The organism is Paenibacillus sp. FSL R7-0331 (genome assembly GCF_000758645.1).
GTDB lineage: Bacteria > Bacillota > Bacilli > Paenibacillales > Paenibacillaceae > Paenibacillus_AQ > Paenibacillus_AQ camerounensis.
Genome location: NZ_CP009284.1, coordinates 2,659,293 through 2,683,876, shown reverse-complemented (window position 1 = coordinate 2,683,876; position 24,584 = coordinate 2,659,293). Strand labels below are relative to the sequence as shown.

At 51.6% G+C, this 24,584-nt stretch carries 25 protein-coding genes and 1 other RNA gene; 9 read left to right on the top strand and 17 right to left on the bottom strand.

What is annotated here, in order from left to right:
- Positions 1 to 3: 3 nt before the first annotated feature.
- The 4 genes from R70331_RS10955 to R70331_RS10940 form a co-directional block, all read right to left on the bottom strand.
- The gene (locus tag R70331_RS10955; protein WP_042175334.1) at positions 4 to 1,521 is read right to left on the bottom strand and encodes an RsmB/NOP family class I SAM-dependent RNA methyltransferase; all 1,518 of its coding nucleotides are present in this window, start codon (positions 1,519 to 1,521) and stop codon (positions 4 to 6) included.
- A gap of 98 nt (positions 1,522 to 1,619) precedes the next feature.
- Positions 1,620 to 2,072, bottom strand: a complete 453-nt coding sequence (locus R70331_RS10950) for a DUF309 domain-containing protein (protein WP_042175331.1) — start codon at positions 2,070 to 2,072, stop codon at positions 1,620 to 1,622.
- A complete protein-coding gene (locus tag R70331_RS10945) occupies positions 2,062 to 2,874 on the bottom strand; it encodes a GTP diphosphokinase (RefSeq protein ID WP_042175328.1) in 813 nt (270 codons plus the stop codon). The genes R70331_RS10950 and R70331_RS10945 overlap by 11 nt, the downstream gene beginning before the upstream one ends.
- Positions 2,875 to 2,902: 28 nt before the next feature.
- Positions 2,903 to 3,997, bottom strand: coding sequence for a quinone-dependent dihydroorotate dehydrogenase (locus tag R70331_RS10940; RefSeq protein ID WP_042175327.1), 1,095 nt, complete (start codon positions 3,995 to 3,997; stop codon positions 2,903 to 2,905).
- Positions 3,998 to 4,207: 210 nt separating this feature from the next.
- Between R70331_RS10940 and R70331_RS31840 the strand changes: the two genes are divergently transcribed.
- Positions 4,208 to 4,345, top strand: a complete 138-nt coding sequence (locus R70331_RS31840) for a hypothetical protein (RefSeq protein WP_167336699.1) — start codon at positions 4,208 to 4,210, stop codon at positions 4,343 to 4,345.
- Here R70331_RS31840 and R70331_RS10935 read toward each other — a convergent pair.
- The 3 genes from R70331_RS10935 to R70331_RS10925 form a co-directional block, all read right to left on the bottom strand.
- Positions 4,342 to 5,796: a L,D-transpeptidase gene (locus R70331_RS10935; RefSeq protein ID WP_042175325.1), complete on the bottom strand. Its 1,455-nt coding sequence runs from the start codon at positions 5,794 to 5,796 to the stop codon at positions 4,342 to 4,344. The genes R70331_RS31840 and R70331_RS10935 overlap by 4 nt on opposite strands.
- A gap of 182 nt (positions 5,797 to 5,978) precedes the next feature.
- Positions 5,979 to 6,221 carry a ferredoxin gene (locus R70331_RS10930; RefSeq protein WP_042175324.1) on the bottom strand — a complete coding sequence of 81 codons (243 nt, stop codon included), beginning with the start codon at positions 6,219 to 6,221 and terminating at the stop codon, positions 5,979 to 5,981.
- 159 nt (positions 6,222 to 6,380) lie between these two features.
- Entirely contained in the window at positions 6,381 to 7,712 is a 1,332-nt protein-coding gene (locus R70331_RS10925) for a DNA polymerase IV (protein WP_442950573.1), read from the bottom strand.
- Between the two features lie 134 nt (positions 7,713 to 7,846).
- Between R70331_RS10925 and cimA the strand changes: the two genes are divergently transcribed.
- Positions 7,847 to 9,466, top strand: a complete 1,620-nt coding sequence (cimA, locus tag R70331_RS10920; RefSeq protein ID WP_042175322.1) for a citramalate synthase — start codon at positions 7,847 to 7,849, stop codon at positions 9,464 to 9,466.
- Between the two features lie 92 nt (positions 9,467 to 9,558).
- Here cimA and R70331_RS10915 read toward each other — a convergent pair whose 3' ends face one another.
- Positions 9,559 to 10,110 (bottom strand): TlpA family protein disulfide reductase, encoded by a 552-nt coding sequence (locus tag R70331_RS10915; RefSeq protein ID WP_042175320.1) that lies wholly within the window; start codon positions 10,108 to 10,110, stop codon positions 9,559 to 9,561.
- 136 nt (positions 10,111 to 10,246) lie between these two features.
- Between R70331_RS10915 and R70331_RS30460 the strand changes: the two genes are divergently transcribed.
- Positions 10,247 to 10,714 carry a M67 family metallopeptidase gene (locus tag R70331_RS30460; RefSeq protein WP_052419017.1) on the top strand — a complete coding sequence of 156 codons (468 nt, stop codon included), beginning with the start codon at positions 10,247 to 10,249 and terminating at the stop codon, positions 10,712 to 10,714.
- Here the strand turns inward: R70331_RS30460 and R70331_RS10905 are convergent.
- Genes R70331_RS10905 through R70331_RS10895 form a run of 3 tightly spaced genes read right to left on the bottom strand, consistent with a single transcriptional unit; the run spans position 10,696 to position 13,954 of the window.
- Complete coding sequence (locus R70331_RS10905; RefSeq protein ID WP_042175318.1) at positions 10,696 to 11,445, bottom strand: exonuclease domain-containing protein; 750 nt, start codon at positions 11,443 to 11,445, stop codon at positions 10,696 to 10,698. The genes R70331_RS30460 and R70331_RS10905 overlap by 19 nt on opposite strands.
- Positions 11,442 to 12,515 (bottom strand): DUF294 nucleotidyltransferase-like domain-containing protein, encoded by a 1,074-nt coding sequence (locus R70331_RS10900; RefSeq protein WP_042182491.1) that lies wholly within the window; start codon positions 12,513 to 12,515, stop codon positions 11,442 to 11,444. Before R70331_RS10900 ends, R70331_RS10905 begins: the two co-directional genes overlap by 4 nt.
- Before the next feature lie 47 nt (positions 12,516 to 12,562).
- Positions 12,563 to 13,954 carry an ammonium transporter gene (locus R70331_RS10895; protein WP_042175316.1) on the bottom strand — a complete coding sequence of 464 codons (1,392 nt, stop codon included), beginning with the start codon at positions 13,952 to 13,954 and terminating at the stop codon, positions 12,563 to 12,565.
- Between the two features lie 520 nt (positions 13,955 to 14,474).
- On the opposite strand from R70331_RS10895, the gene R70331_RS10890 reads away from it, so the two are divergent.
- Both R70331_RS10890 and R70331_RS10885 read left to right on the top strand, forming a co-directional pair.
- Positions 14,475 to 14,906, top strand: a complete 432-nt coding sequence (locus R70331_RS10890; RefSeq protein WP_042175314.1) for a MerR family transcriptional regulator — start codon at positions 14,475 to 14,477, stop codon at positions 14,904 to 14,906.
- A 33-nt stretch (positions 14,907 to 14,939) separates the two neighbouring features.
- A complete protein-coding gene (locus R70331_RS10885) occupies positions 14,940 to 15,605 on the top strand; it encodes a zinc metallopeptidase (RefSeq protein ID WP_042175313.1) in 666 nt (221 codons plus the stop codon).
- Between the two features lie 44 nt (positions 15,606 to 15,649).
- On the opposite strand, the gene R70331_RS10880 is transcribed toward R70331_RS10885, so the two are convergent.
- Both R70331_RS10880 and R70331_RS10875 read right to left on the bottom strand, forming a co-directional pair.
- A complete protein-coding gene (locus tag R70331_RS10880; RefSeq protein ID WP_042175312.1) occupies positions 15,650 to 16,561 on the bottom strand; it encodes a glutamate biosynthesis transcriptional regulator GltC in 912 nt (303 codons plus the stop codon).
- Between the two features lie 13 nt (positions 16,562 to 16,574).
- Positions 16,575 to 17,201, bottom strand: a complete 627-nt coding sequence (locus R70331_RS10875) for a rhomboid family intramembrane serine protease (RefSeq protein ID WP_042175310.1) — start codon at positions 17,199 to 17,201, stop codon at positions 16,575 to 16,577.
- Positions 17,202 to 17,312: 111 nt separating this feature from the next.
- On the opposite strand from R70331_RS10875, the gene tpx reads away from it, so the two are divergent.
- Positions 17,313 to 17,831, top strand: coding sequence for a thiol peroxidase (tpx, locus tag R70331_RS10870; RefSeq protein ID WP_042175308.1), 519 nt, complete (start codon positions 17,313 to 17,315; stop codon positions 17,829 to 17,831).
- A 145-nt stretch (positions 17,832 to 17,976) separates the two neighbouring features.
- Here the strand turns inward: tpx and R70331_RS10865 are convergent, their stop codons facing one another.
- The 4 genes from R70331_RS10865 to R70331_RS10855 form a co-directional block, all read right to left on the bottom strand.
- On the bottom strand, positions 17,977 to 18,366 hold the full coding sequence (locus R70331_RS10865; protein ID WP_039872022.1) for a DUF1499 domain-containing protein: 390 nt from the start codon (positions 18,364 to 18,366) through the stop codon (positions 17,977 to 17,979).
- A gap of 203 nt (positions 18,367 to 18,569) precedes the next feature.
- Positions 18,570 to 18,762, bottom strand: a non-coding RNA gene (gene ssrS / locus R70331_RS31045) — 6S RNA.
- A gap of 103 nt (positions 18,763 to 18,865) precedes the next feature.
- Positions 18,866 to 19,720, bottom strand: a complete 855-nt coding sequence (locus R70331_RS10860) for a YesL family protein (protein WP_042175304.1) — start codon at positions 19,718 to 19,720, stop codon at positions 18,866 to 18,868.
- 195 nt (positions 19,721 to 19,915) lie between these two features.
- A complete protein-coding gene (locus R70331_RS10855; RefSeq protein WP_042175302.1) occupies positions 19,916 to 21,583 on the bottom strand; it encodes a degradosome RNA helicase CshA in 1,668 nt (555 codons plus the stop codon).
- 313 nt (positions 21,584 to 21,896) lie between these two features.
- Here R70331_RS10855 and R70331_RS10850 point away from each other — a divergent pair, with 313 nt between their 5' ends.
- The 3 genes from R70331_RS10850 (at position 21,897) to R70331_RS10840 (ending at position 24,553) form a co-directional block, all read left to right on the top strand.
- Entirely contained in the window at positions 21,897 to 22,730 is an 834-nt protein-coding gene (locus tag R70331_RS10850; protein ID WP_156131106.1) for a YitT family protein, read from the top strand.
- Between the two features lie 165 nt (positions 22,731 to 22,895).
- The gene (locus R70331_RS10845) at positions 22,896 to 23,084 is read left to right on the top strand and encodes a hypothetical protein (RefSeq protein ID WP_039878584.1); all 189 of its coding nucleotides are present in this window, start codon (positions 22,896 to 22,898) and stop codon (positions 23,082 to 23,084) included.
- A gap of 239 nt (positions 23,085 to 23,323) precedes the next feature.
- Positions 23,324 to 24,553, top strand: a complete 1,230-nt coding sequence (locus R70331_RS10840) for a putative glycoside hydrolase (RefSeq protein WP_042175299.1) — start codon at positions 23,324 to 23,326, stop codon at positions 24,551 to 24,553.
- Positions 24,554 to 24,584 lie beyond the last annotated feature (31 nt).

Below are 24,584 nucleotides of genomic sequence, written 5' to 3'. Positions count from 1 at the left end.
GCTCTAGGTCCACCTCCACCCTGCGGGGTATTCGTTCTTCAGCATGCCGTCCTGCCATTTGCCCCAGCCTGCGCTGAAGCCGTCGATGCACACCAGGACATAGCCCTTGGACGGGCTGCCCGGCTGCACAGACAGCCGCTGCTCAGGAGCAGAGAGCGTCTCGCCTTTCAGATAGGAGACGGCTTCGCCGTTTGCGCTGTCCAGCGACAGGCTGCGGAGGCTCTCCGCAGGCCTTAGCGCTGTAGCCAGCGGATGGCCGGGAATGAACCGGCCGCTGCGCAGCTGGCCCATATACCAGCCCGGACGGATGGTCTTCAGTCCGTCCAGTGCCGCAGGCGGCAGCGGCGAGATATACAGATGCTCGCCGAACAATACCGGGTAGCCCGCTGGCTGCCAGCCGAGCTGCTCCCGGCAGAACCCGGCGAACGCGTCCAGCGCCGCTGCTTCGCCGGAGGCCTGCGGCCGCTGCCCGCGCGCGCCGCCGCCCTTACCTTGACCGCGGCCGCCCCTGGCTTCGCGGTCCTTACTGCCGCCTGCCTTGGCCGGCCGGGCGGCAGAGCTGCCCTTGCTGCGCACGGAAACCGGGAGCGCGGTATCCGCGTCCCCGGCACTTCCTTGCGCAGCAGCACTGCCGTCATGGCGCAGCACCGCCATGAAATGGCCCTCGCCCTTGACCTTGTGCGGCCAGAGCCGCGCGGCCTCGGGCAATCCGCTAAGGCCCGGCGCGAACCCGCCGGACCCGCCCGCCGGGACCGCCGTAAACTGCGGATGCCCGGCGAGGAATTCCAGAATGGACCCTTCATTCTCCTCCGGGGCGAAGGTACAGGTCGAATACACGATCGTTCCGCCCGGCTTCAGCGCTTCCGCTGCTGACAGCAGGATCTCCCGCTGCATTTCGGCATACTTGAGCGGAGTTCCCGGCTCCCACTGCTTGACCATATCTTCATCCTTGCGGAACATACCCTCACCGGAGCAGGGGGCATCAATCAGAATCCGGTCAAAATAACCCGGGAAGGCCGCGGCAATCCGCTGCGGGCTCTCATTCAGCACGATGCCGTTCCTTACGCCGTAGAGCTCCAGATTCTTGGCCAGCGCCTTGGTGCGGTCCGGATGCAGGTCATTGCTGACCAGCATTCCGGTGCCCTGCAGCTTGGCGGCAATCTGGGTAGACTTACCGCCGGGTGCTGCGCACAGATCCAGCACACGGTCGCCGGGCTGCACATCCAGCAGTTCAACCGGCGCCATTGCGCTTGGCTCCTGGATATAATACAAGCCGGCATGATAATACGGATGCTTCCCCGGCCGGGCTCCTTCTTCTGTATAGAAGCCCGTAGGACACCATGGAATCGGCTCCAGCCCGAACGGTGAGCGTTCCAGCAGCTCTTGGACTGTAATTTTTAGTGTATTGACACGGATACCTGCATAAGGCGTTTCCTTATAGGTCTCCATAAACTGCTCATATTCCGTTCCCAGCAGTTCCTTCATACGCCCGGTAAACGTGCCGGGCAATTGTGCTGCCATGATGCTGTCCTCCTGCTTGTGTTACCTGAATTTGGGGATTAACAATCAAGGAACACCCCTGCGGGTGCTCCTGGTTAAATGTTGCTTTTATCGGCGCTCTATTTATGGCGGGATCTATCCGGCCTCTGCGGCCCGCGCCGCTGGGGCACATTAGGCACAATGCCTAATGCAGCCCGCTCCGCTTCCGCTGCCAGCGACGGATCTGTAATTTCGATTGTGAGGTCGTAATAAGCAAACGGGCTGTCCTGGTATGCTTTCAGCTGCGAAGCATATTCGCCGACCTCCGAGGCCAGCTTGGCAAGATTGATGCCAAGTATCTCTCCGGGGTATTGCCTAAGCGCGTTGTAAGAACGGTCGAGCATAATCATGCCGCCGCGCACATTGCCATTCCGGAAATGATAAAGTCCGACAGCCACCTGCAGCAGCGCTTTGTATAACGGATCGCGGTCCCGGGCCAGCCACAGCTCTTCAAGCACCTCATGGCACTCAAAATAATCTCTGTCACGGTTGAAGTAGACGAGGTAAGCCAGGTACAGCGGTTCAAAGGCCATCCGGCAGGCTGCCCTTCTTGGCATTAGAAATCAGCTCGCGCACATGCTCCAGCAATTGCTTCATCGCGTCCATGTCCTGCGTCTGCCAGATTTCATTAAAACGGTTCTGGCTTTCAATTGCCTCGTTCACCAGATGATAGAAATACAGCTGATGAATGGCGTTAAGCACCTGAGTCGTCGCGTTGGAGTTCTCTTCGAACAGCTTTTGTGCCTCCAGAATTTCTTCGCGGATGCTGGACATTTCGCTGTCCAGGATCGACGCAGCTTCAGCCGCTGTCTTCAGGCGCACCCGCATTTCATCCGGCAGGCTTTCGCGGTATTTATAATTAAGCGAATGCTCGATGGTAGCCCAGAAATTCATCGCCAGCGTACGGATCTGAATTTCGGCCAGCACAATCTTCTGTCCCAGGGCTGTCTGTACCGGATATTTGATAATCATATGGAAGCTGCGGTAGCCGCTTTCCTTATAATTGGTGATATAATCCTTCTCGTACAGCACTTCGAGATCCTTGCGGGCCCGGATGTACTCAGCTACCCTGCGGATATCCTCAACGAACTGGCACATAATCCGGATGCCGGCAATATCCTCGATGCCCGTTTCCAGATCCTCCATCTTCACGTTCAGGCGCTTCGCTTTTTCAAGTATGCTGGAGAGCCGTTTTACACGTCCGGTTACGAATTCGATTGGCGTGTATTCCTCTCTCTTTTTGAGCTCCGAGCGCATTGTTTTGAATTTAACCTTGAGTTCCTCCACAGTCTGTTCATATGGAAGTAAAAAAGTTCCCCAATCCCTGCCGTCCATCGCCTTCGTCCTCCTGTCCATTCAACCTTCAGTGATGATCGGCGCCCACCGCTTCGAGGATATGAGAGAAGCCGTCCCGCCGCAGCAGCTGCCGCAAGCCTGCGTGCAGCCGGCGGTTAACCTCCGGTCCCTCATAGATGAGCGCCGTATAAATTTCAACCAGGCTCGCGCCTGCCCGAATCTTGTCATATGCATCCTGCGCACTGAAAATTCCGCCTGAACCGATAATCGGCAGCTTCCCGCCGGTCTGGCGGTAGATGCTGCGGATGATTTCAGTCGACCGGTCTCTCAGCGGCTTACCGCTGAGCCCGCCCGTTTCTCCGGCCTTGTCGCTTGTCAGTCCCTCACGGCTTAGCGTGGTGTTAGTGGCAATAACGCCGTCAACACCCGCTTCTGCTAGCGTATGTACCATAAATTCCAGCTCGCTGTCGCTGACATCCGGAGCAATCTTCACCAGCAGGCTCTTGGCGCTGCCGCTCCTATCCCGCTGAATCTCCATCTCTTCCTTCACTTCTGACAGCAGCTTCGACAGCTCACTGCCATGCTGGAGACTGCGGAGATCCGGCGTATTCGGAGAACTGATATTAACCACAAAAAAGTCACCGTACGGATACAGCGTACGGATACATTTGCGGTAATCCTCATGCGCTGTTTCGTTCGGAGTGGCTTTATTGCGTCCGATATTGACCGCCACCGGTATTCTGTGCAGCTTAAGCTCCTTCAGCCGCTCTGCCATTGCTTCGGCGCCTTCATTATTGAAGCCCATCCGGTTGATGAGCGCTTCATCTGAAATGAGGCGGAACAGTCTTGGGCTGTCATTGCCCGGCTGACCCTTAGGGGTTACTGTGCCTACCTCCATAAAGCCAAAGCCGATTGAAGAGAAGCCGCCAACCGCCTCGGCATTTTTGTCGAGACCGGCCGCAAGTCCCACAGGTGTAGGAAAATGTACACCGAACAGATCCACTGCCATATCTGCCGTTTCAGGGACTCCGTACATGAGCCGCATAGCCGCGCTGCCGCCCGGAACAAATGCCGCTTTGTTTAATCCGCCGATCACGAGATGATGCGCTTTTTCCGGATCCATTTTAAAGAAAATAGGTTTGCCTAAATGCCGATACAGCACCGTTCTCGCTCCTTCAAGGGATTAACCGAATCGTCCTCCGACTCCCCGTTTCGTTAGTTTTCTTCTTAATTTTATCCGTTTCCGGACGAAAAGAAAAGTTTTTTACCGTACGGATATTCCTGACAGAGCCGGGGAGTATAGTAATTTTCAGCTAAACCCATTACAATGTAAGGGTAATCACCGATAAAGAGAGAAAGAAGGATGACGATCATGTCAACTAAACGCAAACCTCCGACACTTCAGCAGAAAAAAGAAGAAGTGAACCGCAAAGCCATTCTGTGGATTGGTGCAAGTCTAGTCCTGCTGATTCTTCTTATTATCGTTTTGTTTCTGGTAGCAGGCAATTAATTCAGCCAATGATAGACTTTACCGGGGTTGGTCTGATTGGCAGGAGCTTCCGAAGGGTAACGCTCCCCCGGAACCAGCAGCTCATCAGGCAGGCCCCCTTTACTTATCTGCACCTTCGTGCCCATCGGCACCATTGCGAACAGCTCCTCCACATCCCTGCGGCTCATCCGGATACAGCCCAGCGACTCATCCTTGCCTATGCTCTCCGGCTCATCCGTTCCATGTATAGCATAATTGCTGTCCGAGAGCTGCATGCCCCGGCTGCCGAATTCCCCGTTGTCACGGCCGTTCGGATTCACAACCTTATCCGTAATCGTAAAAGTTCCTTCTGGCGTCCTGCCGCCTCCCAGTCCAACCTCATAATTCCGCAGAATAACTGAGCCGCTGGTTACCGCCAGACGGTGATTTTGTTTATCTACTATAATGGTGAGCGGTCCGGTAAAATAAGGCATCTCCTGATGCCCGCTTCCGCCCGGCTTAGCCTCCGTTCCAGCAGCTTGGGCCGAGGCTGCCGGGTCTTTAATGCCGGAGTCTGCCGCAGGCTGCTGCGACATTACTGCAGCTGCCGTGCCACGCAATGAAGCAAAAACCTCCCGCATCAGCGGCGTAGTTCCGCCAAGCCAGTTGCCGGGAAAAGCCCCCGTCAAAGCATCTGCGGTCTGCGGAAGGTTCCCCTTGCTGTTCTTATAAGCACGCATTGCGCTCCACAGAACGGCAAGCTGCTCCTGCCGGTCCTGCCATTGTCCTGCCTGCTTCTGCAGCGCAGCAGCTTCCGGCGGCTCACAATCACAGGCAGCCTGGTCATAGGACTGGTAGACAACACGTCCATTTCCGTTTGTAACAATCGTTGCAGCCAGCGGCAGCCGTTCCTTCCAGAGCAGCCAACGTCCAGACCTTTCCATCTCCAGAATAGCTGTAACGGACGGAGCTCCTCCCTGGAGCAGCTGCGCCATTGCTCCGCCTGAGCCGGCTGCGTCACCGGCAACAGCCGTGAATGCAAGCCTCGGTTCCTCCTGCTCCTTTGGTTCCTCCTGCTCCATTTGCAAATCTCCCTGCGGGTCTTCCTCTGCAGGGCCAGGAGCCGCTTCATCTGTTTGGCTCAATAAAGAAGCCAGTTCCGCCCCTGTCCCTATGTCCGCAACGGACGGTATGGCAGACGGAAGAAAGACTAGCATTGCAAGCATCAGCGCAACCAGTGTACGCTTTTTTTTGAGCTGCACCTGATGGCGGTCATGCGCAGCCTTTAGCATGCCGTCCTCATATTCACGCAGCATTTCCGCCGGTACTTTACTGCGTTCAAAAGCTTCGTACACCTCACCGGCCATATTGAAGCAGTAATTGGCTTTTCCCTGCTGGCCGTTCTTATAATATTCCTTTCCGAGCAAGTACCATGCCATCTTGTTATCCGGATGCATTTGAACATATGCCTTAAGATGCTGCGAATTTTTCATCGGGGCCTCCGCGGGTATTTAATTCTTTCTAATCCTTATATCGGCATGTACATGAAAAAAAGACATCCCTGCCGGACAAGTACCGGGAAAGAGATGTCTTTATGTGTCTACAAGAATCAAATATAAGCCTATATCTTATATCCGGCCCTTATATCCCTGTGCGAAGCCGCCAGCCTGGAAGACTAGCCTTCCTTATTGAAAGGAGCGTCCGCAATTTTGATGGAATCGGTAGGGCAGCCGTCAGCCGAATCCTGCAGATCGTCGAACAGATCATCAGGAATCACTGTGCATCCGCGGTTTCCGTCACTCTCAAAAATCACTTCTGCCAAACCTTCATCATCGTAATCAAAAATATCAGGAGCCGTTGCGCCACAGGCACCGCAAGCGATGCAAGTGTCTTTCTCGACCCAAGTGTACTTAGCCATTTTATCTCTGCCTCCCGTTGAACAATACAGCCTGCAGCAGCAGCCTGTTATTTCACTCATATTAATATAAATGGAATACAATTTCAATGAAATTTCAACACGTTTACATTTTTGCCGCATAATCTGTCGACTATTTGCCCTTAAAACCGGAATGTTCATTCAGGTATTATCGGGGTCCACCTGCTGCAAATTATCCTTCTGCAGTGAGGTTCCGCGGTCCTTGTGGTTACGCAGCCGGGCGGAATGGCTGTCGCTTAGCATTCCGGCAGTGAGCACTGCATTTTCACCGAATTTGTTGCGCAGCATGTCCATAGCCTTATTCAGGGATTCTTTCTTCGGCTGCCGCTCATAATCGAACAGGTCGAGCTGAATCGCAGACTCCTCCTTCGGACTGAGGCCCTGCAGCGTTACCCCAAGGAGCCTCACCGGCTTATCGCCTTTCCAGTGGCGGGCAAACTGCTCACAGACTACTTTGTAGATGTCCTCTGCGGTTTCTGTGGGGGCCTCCAGCTGGCGTGAACGCGTGATCGTCTTCATATCAGGAGTCCGGATCGTAAGCTGCACCCCGGCAGCAACCAGGCCCTGCTTCCGGAGCCGCCGCGCTACCTGATCGCTCAGATTCAGCAGGATCGGTCTGGCATCAGCCAGGCCCACCACATCCTTCGGCAGCGTCGTTGTGTGCCCGATGGACTTGCTCTGTTCGCGCTCCGGATTGACAACTCCGTAATCAACACCGTTTCCGGCCCGCTTCAGCCAGGAGCCCATCACCCCGAAATGATCTGTAAGCATCCCCTCATCGGCAGCCGCAAGCTGTCCTATATTATAGATGCCAAGCTTACGCAGCTTTTCGGCTGTTTTGCCGCCGATACCGAACATTTCACCGCACGGTTTATTCCACAGCACCTCTGGCACATCACGCAGACGCAGAACAGAAATGCCGTTTGGCTTTTTCAGATCAGAGGCCATTTTGGCCAGAAGCTTATTGGGTGCAACCCCGATGGAGCATGGCAGCCCCAGCTCATCCATAATCCGCCGCTGAATCTCCCCGGCAATTTCAAGCGGAGTGCCAAACTGCTTAGAGCCGGTAATATCGAGGTAGCATTCATCAATGGAGACCGCTTCAAGCAGCGGGGTATAGCTATAGGCAATCTGCATAAAAGCATTCGAATATTTGCGGTATAAATGAAAATTCGGCTGAATAAGGGTTAAGGACGGGCATATGCGCAGCGCCTTCTGCACCTGCATCCCGGTGGATATTCCTAATCTGCGGGCAGCATAGGAACAGGTAACGATTATCCCCCTGCGCTGCTCCACACTGCCGGCAACCGCGGTGGCTTTCCCTTTATACTGATCCGGGTCCTCCGCTTCATGCACTGAGCAGTAAAAAGCATTCATATCCACATGCAGGATCACCCTGCCGCTTGCCGGATAATAACGGTCCACATTCTGCACAATATCTACCTTCTTATCTACATGGTTTCCATTGTTCATTTCAGCATAACGCTACGCCCCCAGGAGGTCAATAAAAGTCACAGCTCTCCTGTAAAGTTCTTTGTTACATTCCCGCGTAAAAATGCTATAATATAAAAATTATTCAACTGACAAAATGTTTAGGAGGAGACTTAATGTCTAGATCCATTTCCATCTTCGATACGACACTTCGCGACGGCACCCAGGGCGAGGGCATCAGCCTGTCGGCGGATGACAAGCTGAAGATTGCCAAGAAGCTCGATGATCTCGGTGTACATTACATTGAAGGTGGCATCCCGGGGAGCAACAATAAAGACATTGAGTTTTTCAAAAGAGTCAAGGATTTGTATCTGAACGCCAAAATCACTGCTTTTGGCAGCACCCGCCGCAAAAATTCCATCGCAGAGCATGACGATAACCTGCTGAGAATGGTAGATGCCGGTGTGCCTGCAGCAACTCTGGTCGGCAAGTCCTGGGATTTCCATGTGCATACCGCACTCCAGACTACGCTGGAAGAGAACCTGGCCATGATCGGCGACTCCATCTCCTATCTCAAGCAAAAGGGTCTTGAGGTTATCTTTGATGCCGAGCACTTCTTTGACGGCTACAAAAACAATCCGGAATATGCCGCAGCCGTGCTTGCTAAGGCCCGTGAAGCCGGGGCAGATTGGCTTGTTATGTGTGATACGAACGGCGGTACGCTGCCGAATGAGGTGTATGATATTGTTACTGCGGTCTCCGGACATCTTCCCGGCGCTGCGCTGGGCATTCACACCCATAATGACTGCGAGCTTGCTGTTGCCAATGCACTGAGCGCAATCAATGCCGGAGCCCGGCAGGTACAGGGCACCATTAACGGGTACGGTGAACGGTGCGGTAATGCCAACCTGTGCTCAATCATCCCTACGCTACAGCTTAAGATGGGCTATCACTGTATTCCGGGTGATTCCCTGCCGCAGCTGACCAACACTGCCCGTTATGTCAGTGAAGTGGCCAATGTGAATATGCCGGTAAATCAGCCTTATGTCGGAACTGCCGCATTTGCCCACAAAGGCGGCATCCATGTCTCGGCCATCCTGCGTGATTCCCGTACCTATGAGCATATTGCACCGGAGCTGGTCGGCAACAAGCAGCGTGTACTCGTCTCAGAGCTAGCCGGTCAGAGCAATGTGCTGTCCAAGGCCCAGGATATGGGGCTTAGTCTTGATCCGACCAGTGAGCAGGCGCGCAAGGTGATCGACAAGATCAAGAATCTGGAGCATCAGGGTTATCAGTTCGAAGGCGCCGATGCTTCCCTTGAGCTGCTGTTGCGTGAGGCAACCGGGGAGCTTAATGAGCTGTTTAAATTTGAATCGTTCAAAATGCTTGTCGAAAAGAACGCCGGCCAGCCTGTAGTCTCCGAGGCCTTCGTCAAGCTTCGTGTAGGCGGAGAAAGCCTGTACACCGCTGCTGAAGGCAACGGGCCTGTTAACGCGCTGGATAACGCCCTGCGCAAAGCGCTGAAGACTTATTTTCCGCGGCTTGATGAGATGCATCTTTCTGACTATAAGGTACGTGTGCTTGATGAGCAGGATCAGACTGCCGCGAAGGTACGGGTATTGATTGAATCCAAGGACTACAATAATACCTGGAGTACCGTCGGCGTATCCAGTAATGTGATTGAAGCCAGCTGGGAAGCGCTGGTTGACAGTATGCGCTATGCCCTGCTCGGGCAGATTTCACTGGAGAACGAAACCAGAAACAGCAGTGAACCAAAAGGTCTCGTCAATCATTAATGACAGGCTGAATGGAATACCACCGCATATGAAGCCCCTCCGCAGCGGGAATTCCCGGTTAACAGAGGGGCTTCATTCCGGCTTCTGAAGGCTCAGGATCCGGTCAGGGCTATAATCTTATTCTCCAGCTCCTCAGCAGTCAGCGTGCCGAGTACAACCTCTGTGATTACACCGTTCTTGTCAATCAGCACATTAGTCGGAAAGACCTGGCCTTGATACTGATCGAATACATCACCTTTTAAGTCATACATAACGGGAAAAGCCAGCATATATTTCCTGACAAACCGTTCTGCGTTAGGTTTATAATCCTGGCTGGTTACATTCACACCGTATACATCCAGCACATTTTTGTATTTCAGCGCCATTGCATTCAGGTCCGGCGCCTCCTCCTGGCAGGGTCCGCACCAGGAAGCCCAGAAGTTTACAATCAGCGCCTTCTCTCTGGGGCCGCCTACCGAATAAACATGGCCGTTGTTATCCTCCAGCGAAAAGGCTGGTGCTGCCCGGCCTGCGCCAGCCGAAGAAGTCTGTCCGGCTGCCGGAACAGCCTCCTGCTCATCATCAAGCCGGCTTCCCAGGACCGCTGCCACAAATAGAACTACCAAAGCCAGAACCGCAAAATTCAGTCTTTTAACAGCTCTCATAAGGTGTCTGTTCCTTTACTAATAGGATGGTTTGCTCCTATTGTACCCCTAACATAACGATATTCAAACCACCCTAACATAAAAAAAGAGGACTCCGTCCGAAGACAGAATCCTATGAAGAGAGAGGGGTCAATACATGACAGCACTCCAGGGAACACCTCCACCGATCAGGCTGGATTCTTCCGTACAGCTCATGCTGGGGAAGCACTTGCTGACCTGTCTTCCGCATGAAGCATGCGGATTACTGCTGGGTACTGCCGCAGCGGGAGGCATACTCATCAGCAGCTATGTGCCGTTGAGCAACGTTGCGCCTGACCCGCTGCATGCATTTGTGCCCGATCCCTCTGAATGGGTCAGAGCGATGTTTAGCAGCCCTGCCCCCATAGGCTTATTCCATTCCCATCCAACGTCGCCGCCTTGGCCTTCTCCTGCAGATATACAAGGGCTGACTGCTCTGGGGCCGGAATTCTGCGTATATCTAATCGGTTCTCCCGGAACAGGCCGCCTCCAGCCTCCTGCTCTCAATGGTTTTATAATCAGCCGTGAATCCGGGGCTGACGGTCCGCAATTGCTCCATACCGGACTTCAGGCTCTGCTCAAGTAGGCATACAGATCGCCCAGTGTGTCCACCTGGCGTTTACTTGCGATCTCGCGGAGATAGTCGACCCATAGACGGGCGGTCATCTTCGCATCCTCAAGTGCATGATGGCGTCCCTGTATGGGAATTTCATGTACTGCCAGCAATTCATCCAGCGTGTAGTTACTGCGGTGCGGCTCCAGCCAGCGGGCCAGCATCATTGTGTCCAGCACCCGGTGTGTAAGCTGTACCTTGGAGGTTTTCCATAACGCTGCATTCAGAAAGGATTTGTCATGTGCGCTTCCATGCGCCACCAGCACACGCTGCCCGACAAACGTCATGAAATTATGAAGCCCGTCAATTAACGAAGGCGCAGAAGCCGACATCTCCTCAGTAATTCCCGTCAGCCTGGTAATATTCTCAGGGATTGCCGACTGGCATTTCACCAGAGTATAGAAGCACTCATCCTCTTTTATCTCTTCACCGACCACCTTGATTGCACCAAACGACATGATCTCATCACCGTGCTGGTGGGAAAATCCGGTTGTTTCCAGGTCGAAAATCACAGTCTCCAGCTCGGAAAGCGGAGTATGAAGTACTTCAGGCCGCCGCTTCTCGCGCATCAGAGACCTGATAAAAGCCATCTGCTGCGCAGTCTGCTGGGCGGATTCACCGCCCCTGATTGATGCAATTGCGGATGGCATACCGCCCTGCCGCAAATTGTTCCAGAATCCGCCGCCCTTGTTAGGCTCCTTCATGACTGCCTCCTTTCCGCTGACCGGAGCTGACGCTGCAAAGCCCTGTGCAGCCTTCTGACCAGCAGCAGGCTTTCACGCAGCTCAGACATAAGCTGTTTATTCTTCAAATCATTTTCGGAAATATAATCACTGCTCGACAGAAGACCATCCTGTTCGGTGTACGGTGTATTCACCCGCATCCTTAAAGCAGTCAGGAAAGCTGCCCTTATCTCTTCGAGATGCTCATATTTATCCAGGTCGCTCAGCCTTTCGATCCGCTTAAGAGTGGAGCTGTCCTGCACCGCATGCAGCAGGGCTAAATGCCTGACTATATTAACAAGCGGAATATAAACTCCGTATTTAATATCAAAGCCTCCGGCATAATCGCCGAACCGTTCCGTGAGTACCTGCCCAAGCAGATTCAGCGTTGCTTTGTGGCGGACTGTATTGCGCAGAACAGCCGTGGTCAATTTCTCATTGTCCGCAAAGCCGGCATGAAAGGCTTCCCTCCATTCAGCCGACAGCTCAGCACTTCCTGCCACATGCCTCATATCAGAAGCAATAATGAGATAGCGGACAGGCTCCCACTCCATCTGGCTCATCCAGCTGCTCAGCTGTTCTTTCCATTCCGGGAGGGTCTTCCGCCAGAGCGGCTCAGAACACATCACCCTGCCGTCGCATTTCTCATAGCCCGCTGCTTCAAGTACATCTGAGAGCAGCTCGCCAAATGCAGTAAAATAAGTCCGCTTCAGGTCATCCGGTTCACCCTCCACAATCAGTCCGTTATCCTGATCACTCCAAAGGGTGGATTCCTCTCTGCCCGCGCTGCCGAAAACAATAAAGGAATAGGCGCAGGGAGGCGGGCCGTAGCCCGCCTCCTTCATCTGCGCCTCACAAATGTTAACTGCCGCCGCTGCAACCATATCATGCATTGCATTGACACGGGACACCCATTCCTCAATCGGAATCACATTTAACTGCTCCAGAAGGGCCTGCTGGCAGGCGGCACGCCTGCCTCTAAGCTCCTGCGGCGAACCGGCCGTTGTGATGGATAGCAATCTCTCATCTTCATTCCACTCTGTCCGTTCCATCCCGGCCACTCGGTCCGCCCCCCGTCAGTGTTTATTATAAATGTAATTTACTTTTGGGTTTTGGATTCTGAATCTGTGATCAGCTTCATCTGCTCAGGGTAACCGTAAGTACCGTGCTCGCTGATATCCAGACCCATCAATTCTTCTTCTTCTGTTACGCGGATACCCATTACCATCTTCATAACATAGAGGATTACGAAGGATAGTACAGCTACGAATACGAAGGTTCCGACAACACCCAGTGCCTGAACGCCCAGCTGGTGTAAGCCGCCGCCGTAGAACAAGCCTGCTTTACCAACAAGTCCTCCTTGTTCAATCAGATCAGGTGCTGCGAAGAGTCCTGTGGATAATGCGCCCCACATACCTGCAATACCGTGTACAGAGAAAGCGTAGATCGGATCATCAAGACCAGCGCGTTCCAGCCACTGCGAAGTCATAAAGGTGAAAGCACCTGCAACAAGACCGATAATGATTGCTGCCCAAGGCTCTACGAATGCGCAGGCACCTGTGATTGCAACAAGTGCAGCCAGTACACCGTTCAGCATTGCCGGAATGTCAGATTTACCAAAGTACAGCCAGGAAGCAACCAGTGCAGCCAGACCGCCGGCAGCAGCTGCAATGTTAGTAGTCAGTGCTACGTGTCCAAAGAAACCGCCCATAGGGGACAATGCACTACCAGGGTTGAAGCCGAACCAGCCGAACCAGAGGATGATTACACCGAGTACGGTGAATACTTGGTTATGACCCGGGATAATAACCGGTTTGCCTTCTTTATTAAACTTGCCAAGACGAGGCTTAAGCAATATTGTCGCAACTACTGCTGCAGTAGCACCAGTGAGATGGACTACTGTGGAACCTGCATAGTCCTGCATTTCGAGGTTAGCCAACCAGCCGCCGCCCCACACCCAGTGAGCCACAACCGGATAGATAATGACGGAGAACAGAATACCGAAGATAATGTACACACTCAGCTTAGCGCGCTCAGCCATACCGCCGGATACGATAGCCAGGGATACTGCTGCGAAAGCCATCTGGAACAGGAATTTCGTGTTAAGCGTTACATCGGAGAAGGCCAGCGACTCAAAAGCTGCGGACATTGAATCTCCACCATAGAAGAAACCATCAAGTCCGATTAAGCCGTTACCGTTACCGAAGCCAAAGGCAAAACCGACAGCCCAGAAGCACAAGCTGGCAATAGCCAGTGTCAGTACAGTCTTACCGGCTACGTGGCCGGCATTCTTCATCCGGACCGATCCGGCTTCCAGCAGTGCAAAACCCGATTGCATAAAGAATACTAAGATGAATGCCAGGAAAGTAAAAGCCGTATCCAATCCAATTTGCAGGTCCGGTGCTGCAGGACCCTCAGCAGCAAAGGCGCTGACCGGATAGATCATCAAGGTAATCATGGCCAGAAACATCATCAATAACTTTTTTTTCATCTTAACCCCACTCCCCAATGTTATATTTTCTAACAAAGCGTGAAACTCTTAATGTCATTATAATCAGAAGTCAGGTAAATTGACAAGACTATTTTTTTGTTTGTTTATCCTTTTATTTTGAAAGCACATGTTTTCTACACAGTTGGACAGCGTTAATGCAGTGTAGCGGCGTCTTCTCTGCTAATAGGCACTTCTTAAGCCAGCAATATTGTAAACGCATACACCGCGCACACATTCTTTTAATGTATTTTTATTAGCAAGCCAGATTAAACATGCTATTCATAAATTGAAGTACGTGTCCCAACTTAGTCACTCCTCCAATATATATAACATCATCATGTCACATTAATACCTTATCTATACGGTATCCTTTATTCCAATACAGCATATACTTAAAGTAAGCATGACGTTTGACTGTACGGTTCGACTTTTGGTATCATTTTAATATAGTTATTCTTATTCAAATCTTCCGCATTACACAGCAGGAGGTTTAAACAGCGAGGTGAACTGAGATGGGGATATGACCCTTTACCGGATTGGAGAGCTTGCCAAGGCTTCCAGTTTAAGCGAACGGACCATCGATTATTACACGAAGCTCGGTCTGATCGCTCCTGAATCAAGAAGCATGAAGAATTACAGGCTGTACAGCCATGAAACCCTGACCGCTTTAGAACGTATTAACCAGCTAAAGCAAGAGAAATTTTCATTGGAAGAAATCAAATCCATGATGGATAAATGGAACGCAGCCGCTCCAGAGGCCGATGTCTCGGACAAACTCGTGGAGCTTGAGCTTCAAATGCAGCGTCTCGAACGCGAGGTAAAGGCGCTTGAGCCTATGATTAGCGGCCTAAAGCCCGTACAGGCCAGACGCGCGCTTGCCGCCCTGATTCCGCAAGGCGTTGCCTGCATGGAGGCGATCAAGCTTCTGCTGACGCAGAATCCGCCAATGTAATTTCTTACACACATCATGATGGAGGAATGAGATATGTTTTTCTTAGTTATTGTTGCCTTTCTGTTTTCATTGTGGGCCCAGTTCAGAGTTAAAGGCACCTTTAATAAATGGGCAAAAGTGGCGAACGTGAACGGTTTGACCGGTTATGAAGCCGCACGGCGGATGCTGGATGCGAACGGGCTGCATGATGTTCCGATCGAGCCGGTTCGCGGAACACTGTCTGACCACTACGACCCGATCAACCGTGTGGTCCGGTTGTCAGAGCCGGTGTATTATGAGAGCTCAATATCAGCCGTCTCTGTCGCCTGTCACGAGGTCGGCCATGCTATCCAGCATAAAGTGCATTACCCTATGCTAACGCTCCGCCACCGGATGTTCCCGGTCGTTAATTTCGCTTCGGGTGTAGCCCCGTTCATGCTGCTGGCAGGTTTCATTTTCAGCGCAACTAATCTTATCGGGCTTGGCATCATCTTCTTCTCGGCAGCTGTAGCGTTCCAGCTTGTTACATTGCCTGTAGAATTTAACGCCAGCAACCGCGCTCGTCAGGTAATGGTTGAGCAGGGCTTTATCCGCAATGAGGAAGAACGCGGTGTAGCTAAGGTACTGAATGCCGCCGCCCTGACTTATGTGGCCGCCGCCCTGGTATCGCTGCTCGAGCTTCTGCGGCTGATTACCATGTTCCTCGGCAACCGGGAGTAATCGGCTAGCAATTGCATATGATACAACAACAAAACCCCGGGAGGCTAACAGCCTTCCGGGGTTTTGTTGTAATCCTTGAAATAGGTCAGGAGGAACGTGCGAAAGGATCTGGCTACCAGCGGCAGCTTGCCGTCACTGCGGTGAATAATGCCCACCGTCCGCGTAACAGCCGGTTCAACCACCCTGACCTGGGCAGGCTGCATCGGGTTGGTCTGGTACAGGGCCGTTTCAGGAAGGAGGCTGACTCCCATGCCGGCGGCCACCAGGCCCCGAATAGTATCCGTCTCTCCACCCTCGAAGGCAATCTGCGGCTTAAAGCCGGCCTCAATACACGCCTGCCACACAATCGGCCTGAGCGAGTAGCCCTGGCTGAACAGGACAAACTTCTCGCCCGCCAGCTGCTCCAGCCGGAGCACCTCTTCACCCGCGAGCGGGTGATGCTGCGGCAGTATCGCGAACAATTCCTCGGTCATCACAATATCTCCGGCAACCTGCCCGTCATTCTCCGGAAATGGAGAGATAAAGGCAAGGTCCACTTCCCCGGACACCACATCCTTGATCAGGGATGCATACGTCCCCTGTTTGAAGCGGAATCTGACATTAGGATACATCCGCCGGAATTCCGCCACAATGGAAGGAATCAGGTGTGTCCCCAGGCTGTGAGGAAACCCTATACGGATTTCACCCAGCTCCGGGTCCAGAAATTCATGCACCTCTGCTACCGAACGTTCCAGATCCTTCAGGAGCGTTTCTACCCGCTTGCAGAATAGCTGGCCAACAGGAGTAAGCTGCAGATTGCGGCCTTTTTGCATAAACAAATCTACTCCAAGCTCCTGCTCCAGCTGGTGAATCTGGCGGCTTACCGCCGACTGGGCCACATGCAGCTCTTCCGCAGCCTTGGTGACATGCTCTTTTTGCGCAACCTTTAAAAAATACTGCAGCTGTCTAAGTTCCACTGTCCAACCTCTCCTATCGCCTGCTTCTTTTTAAAAGCCGGATTATAAGCCCGTACAGGAAAAATCCGGCGACCAGACCGCCCAAATGGGCAAGCCAATTAACATATGGCGTTACAAAGGACATCACAATCCCCATGACAAGCAGCCCGTACAGCGTCTTACGCGAGCCCTCATCCATCATCCCGCGCTGCAGGACGGCAATGTAGAGGAAGGCGCCATAGATGGCATAGATCGCGCCTGAAGCGCCAACAGACACTGTAGCCGTATATGCTTCTGGTGTTGTACCGAGCGCAACCGACAGCACATTAGCTAAAAATCCGCCGATAACGTACAGAATCGTATAACGCCACCAGCCCAGCAGCCGCTCCAGCGGCGGAGCAAACACAAGCAGCGAAAAGCTGTTGAAGAATAAATGAGAGAATCCGTTATGCAAAAACATAGCAGCAAAATAACGCCACAGCTCTTCTTTTTCCGGCCCGTTATCTACCACTGCGCCGAATTTCACCAGCGTATCCAGATTGGTGGAGCCGCCGTTCAGCGAAACCACGATAAACATCAGGAGATTGGCCAGCAGGAGAATCACGGTTACGGGATAGTACCGCAGATAGCTTTTCCAGTTTTCGTAACGTATGAAGATCATAGCACCCATCCTTTATGTATGTTGTCCGGTTGGACATCAACCTTATAAAACGATTATAATTTATTCTGGCAGTAACAATCCAATATAGCAATCTGAGGAGGAAACAAGGACATGACGCAAGAAAGAACAGGTGTAGCCACATTTAAGGGCAATCCGATTACTCTCGTTGGACCCGAACTCAAAGCCGGGGACAGCGCTCCAGACTTCACGGTAAGCAAGAACCTGCTGGAGAATGCATCACTTAGTGATTATGCCGGCAAAATCAAGCTGATCAGTGTCGTGCCTTCCCTGGACACAGGCGTATGCGACGCCCAGACCCGCCGTTTCAATAGCGAAGCCGCAGAGCTCGGGGACGATGTGGTTATCCTCACAATCAGCACAGATCTGCCATTTGCCCAGGCCCGCTGGTGCGGTGCCGCCGGTATTGACCGGGTCATTACCCTTTCGGACCACAAAGAGGCAGCCTTCGGACAAGCTTACGGCGTACTGATCAAGGAATTCCGTCTGGACATGCGCTCCATCTTTGTTATCGACAAAAATAACAAATTAACCTACGCTGAATACCTTGGTGAAATGTCCGAGCATCCAAATTACGATGCAGCGATTGCCGCAGTCAAAGAATTGCTGTAGTCCCGCGAACCCTGTACACCAAGGTTACGATATGTTAAAAAAGCGGCAGAAGGCTTTCCTTCCGCCGCTTTTTTTGTTATGGCATCCTATATTATCAGTTACCGGAACCGCATACAAACACCGGACAACCAAGTCCAGCGGTTTATTAATCCGTCTTGTACTTGCCCAGCTTCTTGTCCAGCGAATCATACAGACGCTGAATTACACGATAGTTGGCACCCAGGTCGCCAAGCGATCCTCGGGATGCGGAATATATATCAATACCGCAGCGTACGGGAGAGGTGTTCAGCACGGATACTGTGATATCGAGCGTACGTCCGAACCCCGTTCTTTTCTCCAGGGTAATTTCCCCTACAGATTGAACCTCATGCAGCACTCTGTAACCGGGTACCTTCTTCAGTGTCGAGGACACTTCATCCCATGCCTTGTCTTTCGAAAGAGTGTAATAGCGTGTCTTTAATGCCGGATCCTTTGCACGGTCGCTTGTTCCGTCATGACTGCGGAATATACCGACCAATGTTCTTTTGAGCGACAAAATATTTCCCCCTCTTTTAATCCCAAGTTCATTATTATCAGTGTAACATTCTTAATCCAGGAACAAAAGAGCAATGCTCACTTTCCTGTTCTTCTATGTAAGAAAGGCACCCGCAGACACCGTTTCCAAGAAGGCTCAGCAACAAAAAGGTGCCCCGTTCCCCCGCGGGTAAGCGGGATACAGGGCACCTTGTCAAAATCAGTAGAAAACCCGCCTATGCCGTCCGGCTACAGTGTCTTCTGAACCTGCTAGAGCAGGTGGGTGACCGCAGAAGACGTTTTTGAATTCCCCAGGTCATATAGACAGGGCTGTTCAGCCGCGCTCCGTAATAAGTCTCCCAAGACATTATCATTGGTTCAAAACAACGAGCAACCGTAACGTACATCGCAGGATTTATAACTATTATATTGCGTTTTGACGAAAAAGTAAACCTGTATGCGCTTTAATTTACACTGGAATAAAATTCTCGTCCCTTATTGCCGGGTTTGTAACGCTGATGTTAAATCCGTTTCTGTGACTTGGAGGTATCCTTATCATCATAATCGTCATCATCATCATCGTCGTCGTCATCATCATAATCTGCCTGAAGGCGCTCTGCTGCTTCTTTCTCCGCCGCCTCCTGGGCTTCCAGCTCTTCCTGCTTCTTCTTCTCCACCTGCAGCTGCAGCTTGTTGTAAGTAGCAAAGAAATTGAAGAAGGCAAGCATAGCAACCAGCGTAGGAATACAGATTACATACAACACAGGATACTTCAGACCTATATAGGCAAGCACCGCAGAACCGATCAGCGTAGAGAATACACGGATTGGCCGGGCTATGGTCAACAGGACAGAGTTCTTAATGACCTCCTTGAAGGACATCTGGTAATGAACAACAATCGAGAAGAAGTTAAACATCGACACAAACAAAATAATCATCAACACCAGCATCAGAATGCCGACAATTCTGAAGTTAGCCATTTGCGTCATGTATACGGTCACATCAACATACATTACAACAAACAGCACGGTATAGATGAGTCCCCCAAGCATGCTTTTGAGATAATTCTCTTTATACCCTTGGAAAAAAGTGCGGAATGTACTGACATCGGTGTTGCCCATCACCCATTTACGAACAACATTGAACAGCGCTGACGTAGCCGGAAACACAGTAAATGGCGCAAGAATACCAATCACCCAGTTCAACGTTAACTGCTCGTTGGGCCCCCCTTGACCTGATCCATACATAATCATCTTCATAACGACCATAAATAAAAACGGAATTGAACAAATGCCCCATAATATGTTGCTGAAGGCAATGCGTGAAATCCATTCCGTGATGCGGTATAAACCGCCCATAGCTCCTTTAAACTCCAATTCCCTTCCTCCTGTCTGTCTCGCGCATACTGCGTACCTTAACTATAACCTATTTGACCCGGACTTTTCCAGCGCCCATTCACAAGAAACCGGGACAATCAGATTAATGAAGCCAGTTTAGCCATAACCGTAAAAAAAGAAGGCGGAAACCGCATATCCGGTTCCCGCCTTCATCATGCCGTTAAAACCGGCTGTTTAGTTATTATCGTAATCTTCACGCTTTGCAGGACGTGTGCTTGTGCTGCTGCTTGGGCGTGGAGTGTAAGGCTTACGGTCGGAGCTGCGGCCTGCATCGTCACGGTTACCTTTGTAGCCGCCGCTGCTGCTGTTGCCGCCATAGCCGCTGCTGTAACCGCCGCGAGTTGTGCCGCCTGCGTTATCGCGGTTACCTTTGTAGCCGCCGCCGTAGCTTCCGCCTTCACGGTTGCCGCCTTCACGGTTTCCGCGATAGCCGCCACCGCTTCCGCCGGAACGGTTGCCGCCATAGCCGCCGTTTGGCTTACGTCCGCTGCGGATATCATTCTTGCCGCCGCGGCGTTTAGCGCGGATCGGATCTTCAGGGGTCAGTTCAACCTGCGCATCCTTGGAATCGCCAGTCAGCAGCTTCATTGCTGCAGACAACAGCTGTACGGAATCGTATTGTTCCAGCAGCTGGATTGCAATTCCTTTGTATTCGTTCAGTTCACCGGCTTCAACCATTGCCAGCAGGCGTTCAGCTGTAATGCGTTGTTTACCTTCGATAGCCTCAGCCATAGTAGGAAGCGGCTTACGGGTAATGCGGTGACGCGTAACACGCTCGATCAGGTGCAGGTGATCCATTTCGCGCGGAGTCACGAACGACCATGCAGTACCCTCTTTACCTGCGCGTCCGGTACGGCCGATACGGTGCACATAGCTCTCCGGATCTTGCGGAAGGTCAAAGTTGATTACATGGGTTACACCTGATACATCGAGGCCGCGGGCTGCTACGTCTGTAGCTACGAGGACATCAATGCTGCCGTCGCGGAATTTACGCATAACAGCATCACGCTGGTTCTGTGACAGGTCACCGTGCAGTCCGTCAGCGGAGTAGCCGCGTTTCTGCAGTCCTTCAGCAAGCTCATCGACACGGCGCTTGGTACGGCCGAAGACAATTGCCAGCTCAGGGGACTCCATATCAATCAGACGGCTCAAAGCCTCAAACTTCTGGCGCTCAGGAACTTCAATGTATGCCTGGTCAATCAGCGGCGCACTGATCTGCTTAGGAATAACCGATACATGCTGAGGGTTCTTCAGGAACTGCTGGGCAAGACGTTGAATGTTAGGAGGCATAGTCGCTGAGAACAGCATGGTTTGGCGCTCTTCCGGAACCAGCTTGAGGATAGACTGGATATCTTCCATAAAGCCCATATCCAGCATTTCATCAGCTTCATCCAGCACTACGGTCTGAACGTCATCCAGACGGATGGTCTTACGGTTGATATGATCCAGGAGACGGCCTGGGGTACCGATGATAATCTGAGGCTTCTTCTTCAAGCCGCGGATCTGGCGTCCGATATCCTGTCCGCCGTAGATGGCCAGGGAACGAAGACCTTTGAAGCGGGACAGCTTGCCGATTTCTTCAGCAACCTGAATTGCCAGCTCACGGGTAGGCGTCATAACAAGAGCTGTAATTCTTTCATCTTCCCGGGAGATTTTGGAGATAAGAGGAATACCGAAGGCAGCGGTCTTACCGGTACCTGTCTGAGCCTGGCCGATCATGTCCGCTCCAGTCAGCGCGATCGGAATCGCCTGCTCCTGAATCGGTGTTGATTCCTCAAATCCTAGCTCTGTGATTGCTTGAAGCACCTTAGGCTCCAAGCCGAATTCTGCGAATGTTTTCAAATTATTCATGCTCCTTCTATACAGTGGACATTCCACATGCTTATCTGTATTCTTAAGTAGCGGTAAACACCTTTATAGGCTGTCCAATCATGCGGTAAATTCTGCATGGGTTTACGCGTATGGGACGAAAATGTCCTAAGATCAGGTCCGGTTAAAGGCCTGAACAATTGTAGCTTCACATCCGAAGCAATGCAAAAATACCATTGTAACGTTCTACTCAAGAATATCCTATACATTATATCACAAACCCAATTAGGAATACCAGTGTATTCCTTACTTTCATTACTTACATTACACGTCAGAGGTGAAACACTTGTTAAAATTAAGACAAATCGGAAGCTGCCTTGCCGTCATCTTCGGTTCAGCGATGATTGCATGCGGCTTCAATCTGTTTCTGATCCCGCACCGGCTGCTCAGCGGCGGGGTTTCAGGGCTTGCTATGCTGGTCGGTTATTTCACTCCGTTCAATATCAGCCTGCTGTATCTGCTCTTCAATATTCCGCTGCTCGTTGCCGGCTGGTTTCAATTGGGACGGAGATTTATTATTCTCAGCATCCTTTCCGTTGGCTCCACCACCTGGCTGATGACGCTGATACCGGAATTTACAGTCACTTCCGACATGCTGCTGGCCTCCGTATTCGGCGGTGTGCTTGTTGGAGTCGGCGCCGGCATCTCCTTCCGTATGGGCGGATCTTCCGGCGGCTTTGATATTCTCGGTTCCATTATTACCCGTTACCGGGACTTTCCAATCGGAAATGTGCTCGTCGGGCTGAACGGATTGGTTATCCTGGCGGCAGCCTATTTCGATAACAACTGGAATCTGGCGCTGGCTTCTATGGTATCCATTTATGTCACCGGCAAGGTTGTGGACCTGATTCATGTCAGTCATATCAAAGTCACTGTATATATTGTAACCAATCGTACAGAAGAGCTCCTCAACCATCTTCTTCCGCTGCAGCGGGGCGTCACCAAAATAAAAACCGAAGGCGCTTATTCTCACGTCGAACGGGATATGCTAATGACAGTGACAACACGATATGAGCTGGCCGAGCTCCGCCGGATCATCAAGACAAGTGATCCCCAGGCTTTTGTCAATATTGTAGAGACTGTAGGTGTGATGGGCTCCTTCCGGAAAAGATCAAATTGAAAGAAATGCGCATACTTTAAAATTGTGATATATTAGACTCACGCAGGCCTAACAATTTCATGAAGATTGTGCTTTACCCTCTTTTTTCCAGGCACTTCGCTTTACGGGTGTACCCTGAATGTCAATTCAGTACCATTCGAAAAAGAAAGGGTGATTTTTGTGGAAATGGAAACGGTAAAACTGTCAGCAATCGTCATGAGGTGGTATCCGGATATGATGCCGTTTCTCAAGCAGGACGAATTGAATTCCGTAATCGTTCTGCGCGACGGTCTGAGTATTCTCGAACCGGCGGATGCCATGGATATCATCCACTACAGCATTTGCGAGCACCAGAATCCTGCGTATCTTCAATAAGCTATACCGCTTGATGGCAAGTTTCAATGTTGCCGCCCGGAGCCAGCTGTTTGCCGCTCCGGGCGGCATTTACTTTTTTAATATGGAGGTTTAGAATCCGTACATCCCGTTTAAAAACACAAGGGACGGTAAATATCCTGAGCTCCGAAAATTACAGGGGATTGTTACAAGTCTGTTCTTTTTGGATGCTGCCGTTCCATTATACTTTAAAGGAATGTACATAAAGGGAGAGAATAACAATGAATATCACCTGGGCATTACTCATGATGGCTCTCGGAGGCGTTGGCGTCCAACATACCGGGCATGAGGTAGATGTCTCTGCAGCCCTGCAGTCGGCTGCTAATCCGCCAATCACCGCCGGACAGGCTGGAAACTCGGGAGGGGATACATCAGCCGGCAATCCGTCAGCATCCCCTGCTCCAAGCGCTACACAAGGAGCTGCGGACAGCGCACTCCATACCGATCCGCAGCCTGATGCACCCAAGGTTAAAGGCATTTATGTCACGGCTTACAGTGCAGGCGGCGAACGAATGGAACAGCTGCTGGCCTTGCTCGACAAGACTGAGCTGAATTCGATGGTTATCGACATTAAGGATGATGCCGGTTATATCACATATAAGACTGATAATGCTGAGCTGCAGGAAATGGGCACCCCCCAGAAATTTATCGGTGATATCAACAAGCTGATGACACGCCTCAAAGAGCATGATGTTTATCCTATCGCCCGTATCGTTGTGTTCAAGGATTCCGTGCTGGCCAAGAAACATCCGGAACTGTCCTTTGTAAATTCAGACGGAAGTGTCTGGAAGAACAAAGGCGGTGACAGCTTCGTCAATCCTTATAATGAGGATGTATGGAAATACAATGTGGACATCGCCAAGGAAGCAGCTAAGCTCGGCTTTAAGGAAATCCAGTTTGACTACGTCCGTTTCCCTGAGGGCTTCGAGAAACGTGCTGACTCCCTGAAATATACGAAGAGTGACCGTCCGCGCGTTGAGATTATTGCCGACTTCGTCAAATATGCCAAGGCTGAGCTTGCCCCGCTCGGAGTAAGGGTATCTGTAGATATCTTCGGTTATGCTGCATCTGTGCCTGCAGCGGAAGGCATCGGCCAGGACTTTGTGAAAATTTCCAAAAATGTAGATGTTATCAGCCCGATGGTTTATCCGAGCCATTACTCCACCGGCTGGTTTGATGTTAAAGATCCGGACAAGGACCCTTATGCTACCATCAAAGGCTCAATGGTTGATACCCACAAGAAGCTTGATCCGCTTGGCAGCTATAAGCCGGTTATCCGGCCGTGGATTCAGGACTTTACCGCGAGCTGGCTGGGAAGCGGTCACTTCGTCAAGTATGGCAAGCAGCAGGTGGAAGATCAGATCCGTGCACTCAAAGATGAGAATGTAGACGAATTCCTGCTCTGGAACGCCAACAACCGTTACACTTCAGATGTTGATTACGAGCAATAATAAGCTTACAGCCATTATAAACGATGATATA